Source organism: Caldisericia bacterium, assembly GCA_030018355.1.
In the GTDB taxonomy this organism is placed as follows: Bacteria; Caldisericota; Caldisericia; order B22-G15; family B22-G15; genus JAAYUH01.
On the sequence record JASEFN010000007.1, the window covers coordinates 29,930 to 36,000 of the forward strand.

Annotated in this window: 3 protein-coding genes and 2 rRNA genes; all 5 read right to left on the reverse strand. The window is 30.4% G+C overall.

Translation table 11 applies throughout. From position 1 onward, the window contains the following. Nucleotides 1–160: 160 nt before the first annotated feature. Nucleotides 161–3,265, reverse strand: a complete 3,105-nt coding sequence (locus QMD25_06910; protein MDI6861714.1) for a PQQ-binding-like beta-propeller repeat protein — start codon at nt 3,263–3,265, stop codon at nt 161–163. A gap of 12 nt (nt 3,266–3,277) precedes the next feature. Further along, nucleotides 3,278–4,726 carry a stalk domain-containing protein gene (locus tag QMD25_06915; GenBank protein ID MDI6861715.1) on the reverse strand — a complete coding sequence of 483 codons (1,449 nt, stop codon included), beginning with the start codon at nt 4,724–4,726 and terminating at the stop codon, nt 3,278–3,280. Between the two features lie 66 nt (nt 4,727–4,792). Then, the gene (locus tag QMD25_06920) at nt 4,793–5,458 is read right to left on the reverse strand and encodes a YggS family pyridoxal phosphate-dependent enzyme (GenBank protein ID MDI6861716.1); all 666 of its coding nucleotides are present in this window, start codon (nt 5,456–5,458) and stop codon (nt 4,793–4,795) included. A 31-nt stretch (nt 5,459–5,489) separates the two neighbouring features. Then, nucleotides 5,490–5,607: ribosomal RNA gene (gene rrf, locus QMD25_06925) — 5S ribosomal RNA — on the reverse strand. Between the two features lie 54 nt (nt 5,608–5,661). Next, nucleotides 5,662–6,071, reverse strand: a 23S ribosomal RNA gene (locus QMD25_06930); the annotation flags it as partial.

Here is a 6,071-nt window from a genome sequence, read left to right on the forward strand (position 1 = left end):
CCACTCCTTTTTGAAGTTTTTTTCTCTTTCTTTTCTTTGTTTGTTTTTGTTTCTGATTTTTTTGTTGCTTTTCTTGGTGACATTTTTAACCTCCTAAATTAATTTAAAAATATTTTTAATTTAAATTTAATATATTTTTCTAAAAAATCAATACATTACATTAAGGAATAACCTTTCCCCAATTTTGAGCTAATATTATTAAATCAATTCCATTAATTATTAAATCACCATTAAAATCACAATTTGGATTCCAGTTCAAGTCTTGAGGAGTGGAGCCAAAAGCCTGCATTAATAATATCAAATCAAGACCATTTACAATTTTATCTCCATTTACATCACCTCTAACTCCACCAGATGCAGAAATTTTTATATTATTAATAAAAACTTTACATGGAATATAATTTGGTACTGAATTATATAAATTCAAATTAGCAATCTTAATAGATGTATCTCCTTCTTTTATACTTCTAAATGTTATTGTGAATAGTGTACCATTACCACTTATACCTTTAATTTGAGGTCTAACTGCTTGCAATATCACATAACCTTCAAGATTATAAATTTTATAAGAAACTATTGGTGTTATATTATCACTTGAGATAAAACTACCTCCTTTAATTTCTTCAACTTGCATAAATTCTGGGTCAAAAAGTATATACATACTTAGTGAAACAAGATCAGTAACATTATTAATATTGATGTCAATGTTAAATAGTTCTCCATTTGTAACATTAATTTGAGATGGTAAAAGAGCAATAGTTGTAGCACTTTCATCATAAAGGGATACAATTAAATTTTGTGCTCTAACTTTTCCTCCACTTTCTCCTTTTACAACAAATTTGTATGTCCCAGAATTTATATTAGTTGGGAACTCTATCTTTAAATATGAAGTATCTATAACATATGGAATTGTTTCTGGAACGAAACTATAAATTATACCCTGAGGTATAGGTCCATCTTGTAATTCAAGTTTTAAATTAACATTATCTTTAAAAATATTGTCTCTTTTTATTTTAACAATATAAAATAAAGTGCCTCCTTTTGTTACACTTCTTTCTAATGGAGGTTCTATTTCAATCTTAAAATCTCCGGTTGGTTTAACTAAAACATTTAAATTTATTGTTGTTGTGAAACTTTTACCTCCACCTCTTCCAACTAATGTAATAAGATATGAATTTGCTGGTGTTGTATCTTGTGTTGCAATTGTTAAAGTAGAAGTCTGACCTGGATAAATTTCTTGTGGTGAAAATCTTACTTCACTATTTAGTGGAGGATTTAATAAACTTAATTTAACTTTTGTATTAAAACCACCAACACCTTCTAAAGATATTCTAAATATTCCAGTCTCACCTTGATAGATGTTGTTTTTGTTTAAAATATTTGAAACATTTAAAATAAAGGAGCCTTCTACTTGAGGTTTAACAAGTAAAGTTACATCTTTTGTTCTTATAATTGAACCACTTACTCCTTTAATTCTTAAAGTGTAAGATTGAGGTATTGTTGTAAGAATTGCTCTAACTATTAATTTTGAGTTTGGAAATGACGAATTAATAGCTGAAGGATTAAATTCATATTGAATTCCAGGTGGTGGATTTTCAATTGAAAGAGATATTGTATCAGTAAATCCTCCATATGGTGTAAAAGATATGTTAAATGTAAATTCATCATCTCCAACATATATTTCTCCCTTATCAGGATTTACATTTAATGAAAAATATGGCTCGACATTCACTGAAAGACGTATATTTCTTAATCTTCTTGAAACCAAACTTTTTGCCACAATTCTCATATTATAAGTTCCAGAGGAAACTCCCTCAGGTATATTTATTTTTAAAGTAGAAGTTTTAATCTCATTTGTTAGAATTTTAGGTTCAAAATTGTATATTAAATTTGCTGGTGCATTTTCAAGAGTTAATTCTACGCTACCTGAAAAATTGCTAAAAGGTATTAAATTTATTGTAAAAGAGACTTCTCCACCAACATAACTTATTTGAGTATCAGGTGTAACATTTATATCAAAATCATTTTCAAAAAATGCATAAAGGTAATGATCTTGAGATACAACAAATATTCCACCTTCTGCAATAGCAGGAGAAGACTGAATTTCTCCTTGTGTTTCATATTCCCATATCTTTTCTCCTGTTCTTCTATTTAAACCATAGATTTTTTTGTCATTAGATCCAAAATAAATATAATTTCCAGAAATTGCTGCAGAACTTTCAATTTTTCCACCTGTTTGAAATGGAAACCCACCCCTAATAGTACCTGTTGTTTTTTCAATTGAATAAAATCTACCTAGTTCATCACCAATATATATTGAATCATCGCCAACAGATGCTGTTGCAGAAAATTGACTGTTTGTTGAAAACTCTCTTACAAAAGAAAGAAGAGTTGTTAAGAAAACTATTTTGCCATTCTCAAATGAATAAGATGATTTTATAGGAATATATAGGTAATTTCCATCAGTGGAAATTGATGAATAATTTTGAAACGCGGTAATTCCAGTAGGTTTATAATATGGAATTGGAGAAACACCACTCAGAACATCTATTGCATATACTAAACCATCAAAAGTTAATACATAAACTGAACCACCAAGATAACATGGAGAACCTTTTACTCCATGATTTGAAAGTGGGAATCTCCAAATAAGCCCACCAGTTTCTGGATCTAAAGCATAAACATAGGATTCTAAACCATTAGTTGCAAAAACAATTCTATTTTCAGCAATTATAGGGGAACCCTCTGCCTGACCTCTGAAAATTGTTGGGTTATTTGCATCAGAAAATTCCCAAATTTTTTCACCAGTAAGAGCATTAATTGCATAAATACCACTATTTTTATTTACATCGCCACCAGAACATACATAAATTTTTCCGTTATAAAATAGAGGTGATCCATCTATTATATTTGGTGTTTGAAAAATCCATTTAGGCTGCCAATTACCACCATTAATAACAACATTTTTTGCATCATTTATACTAAATGCATAAACTTTACCTTGAGCATCTCCAACATAAACATATCCATTTGCAACAATTGGAGATGATTTTGAATTTGTTGAAAGTTGACTCTTTGCAACAGGATCATCTTTTTTTGGTAATTTATTTGGATCTATTTCAATATCTGCAAATCCTGTATGTTTTGAATCTTTCATAAATGTTGTCCACATAGACCCCTGATTTATATTTCCTTTAACATTAAATTTTCCCAAAGATAGAACTAAAACTAAAATAAAAATTGTTAATAAAATTTTACTTCTCATTTTTCCTCCTAATTAATAACCAGGATATGTTATTGTTATAATTTGCAAATCAGGATCCCAATCAACTTTAGCACCAAGTGCTTCTGAGACAAATCTTAATGGAACAACAGTTCTACCACCACCTATTTCTGGAATTTCTATTACTTTCGGTGGTACTTCAAGGTAATATCTCTCATTATTAACAAGTGCTTCTTTTTTTCCAATCCAAAGCACCACTGTTTTATTTTCAAGTGTGATGGTTATTTTTTGTTCTTTTGCATCCCAGGCAACATTTGCACCAAATGATTCAGCAATAAATCTTAGCGGAACCAAAGTTCTTCCATTTTCAATAAATGGAGCAAGTTCAAGAATTATTGTTTTATCATTCAATACAGCCATGAGATTCCCAATTTGTAATCTAATAATTGTTCTTGATTTATATTTTATTGTTAAAACTTTTACTGTTTCATTTCCTGCCCTATCAATCGCTTTAACTTCGATTTTGTTTAATCCATCTTCAAGTGAGTATGAAATTTTGAATTCTCCAGTTTGTTGATCAGATTGGGTAGATATATCCTTCACTTTTACAGTTATTCCAGGTTCAGTTTTTCCTTTTATTTCGATTATTTTCTCTAAAACCTCAGTGTTTGACAAGGGCGAAATAATTTCAAGTTGAGGTGGTGTAATATCAATTTTGAAAGTGTATGTTAAAATATTTGATTCATTTCCTGCCTCATCTTTTACTTTAACAGAAAATGTATGATCACCCTCTTTTAAGTTAGGTGTTAAAAATTTAGTAATTTTTTTCCAATCACTCCAAGAAGAATCATCTAATTTATAAGAATATAGTAAATTTTCTGAAAGTGTTTTATCATCACTACCCTCCCATTGAAATTCTATACTTAAAGTTTGATTAGTTTCAGATGGCGGAGTTTTTATAAATTTAATTGTTGGTGGAGTTGTATCAACTGGATAAACAGTAATTTTTATATTTGCATCACTTGTATCAACTTGAATTTGTCTCATTTTTGAATCAAAAAGATAAATGTTATTTAATGAAACATCATAACTTCCTATATTTCCTCCCTTAACTTTAACATTTAAAAGAAGACCTGAGCCGCTAATTCCATTTATTTGTCCAATCCTTGAAATACCAACTATAACTCTATTTTCAGATTGTTTAATTGCTTTTAATAAAACAATGTTTCTTTTATCTTTTGCTAAAAAATTTGTTTCATCTTCTTTTGATTCAGAAATAAATGAATCTTCTACAATTAAGTTTGAGAGAGGGATATTTATATCAAATGATACACCATAAAGATCAGTTACATTGCTAATTCTAATATCAAAACTTCTTATTTCTCCTGATAAAACCGTCATATTTTTTGGATCAATATAAATTTTTGGAGTTTGGAATTTAAAACTGAGGAAAAGAGTGGAACTTAAAAGTATAATTAAAAAAACAAATAAACTTTTTTTCATTAACTCCTCCTTTATTTAATTAGAATAAAAATATTCAACATTGTTCCATTTAAGTTTAACACAAAATTAATCATTTTTTTCAAATATTTTTCTTCCAATTCTAATCATATTTGAGCCTTCTTCAATTGCAATTTTATATGAATCAGACATTCCCATAGACAAATATTTTAAATCAAAATTTTCGTAATTCAATTTTTTTAAATTTTCATAAATTACTCTTGTTTCCTTAAAAAATTTTCTTAAAACTTTTTCATCTGATACATTTGGACCCATTGTCATAATACCTTCAATTAAAATATTATTAAAAATTTTTAATTTATCTGCAAACTCATAAATATTTTCAGGATATATACCATACTTACTATTTTCTTTTGCAACATTTATTTCTATAAAAACTGGGAAAATCTTATTCTCTTTTTCAACTCTTTTATTAATTTCGTATGCAAGATGCAATGAATCAAGAGTTTGAATTTTATTGAATAATTTAATTGCTTTATTTATTTTATTTGTTTGAAGATGCCCTATTAAATGTAATTCGGTTTTGTTTTTGAAAAAATCATAAATTTTTATAGCATCTTGAACATAATTTATTCCTAAGATTTTTATTCCACCTTTAATAGCCAAATTTATTTCATCAATTGTTCTATTTTTAATTACACCAACTATTTTAACATAATCAGGTACTTCATTTATGAGTTTTTCAACATTTTTTAATATGTATTCAATATCCATATAAATTTATTTTAACACAAAATAAAAAGGGCCCTGGCAATGACCTACTCTCCCGAGGGGTTTCCCTCCTCAGTACCATCGGCGCTGAAGGGCTTAACTTCCGGGTTCGGAATGGAGCCGGGTGTTTCCCCTTCGCTTTAATCACCAGAGCCCATGAATAAGAGCGAAAATTAGTAACTTGATACTGATCTCTCAACTTAGCCTAAGTCAAGTCCTCGGTCTATTAGTACCCGTCAGCTAAGTGTGTCGCCACACTTACACCTCGGGCCTATCAACCTGGTAGTCTTCCAGGGACCTTACTCCTCCTTTCGGAGGATGGGAGATCTTATCTTGGGGTGGGCTTCGCGCTTAGATGCTTTCAGCGCTTATCCCGTAGGAACATAGCCACCCGGCGCGTGCCCCTGGCGGGACAGCCGGTAAACCAGAGGTTCCCACACCCTGGTCCTCTCGTACTAAGGGTGTACCCCCTCAAATCTCCAACGCCTGCAGCGGATTAGGTCCGAACTGTCTCACGACGTTCTGAACCCAGCTCGCGTACCGCTTTAATGGGCGAACAGCCCAACCCTTGGGACCTTCTCCAGCCCCAGGATGCGATGAGCCGACATCGAGGTGC

Excerpts from the sequence above, each read along its gene's own strand:
- QMD25_06915 (MDI6861715.1), bottom strand. The coding sequence starts at position 4,726 with ATGAAAAAAAGTTTATTTGTTTTTTTAATTATACTTTTAAGTTCCACT.
- QMD25_06920 (MDI6861716.1), bottom strand. The coding sequence starts at position 5,458 with ATGGATATTGAATACATATTAAAAAATGTTGAAAAACTCATAAATGAA.
- QMD25_06910 (MDI6861714.1), bottom strand. The coding sequence starts at position 3,265 with ATGAGAAGTAAAATTTTATTAACAATTTTTATTTTAGTTTTAGTTCTA.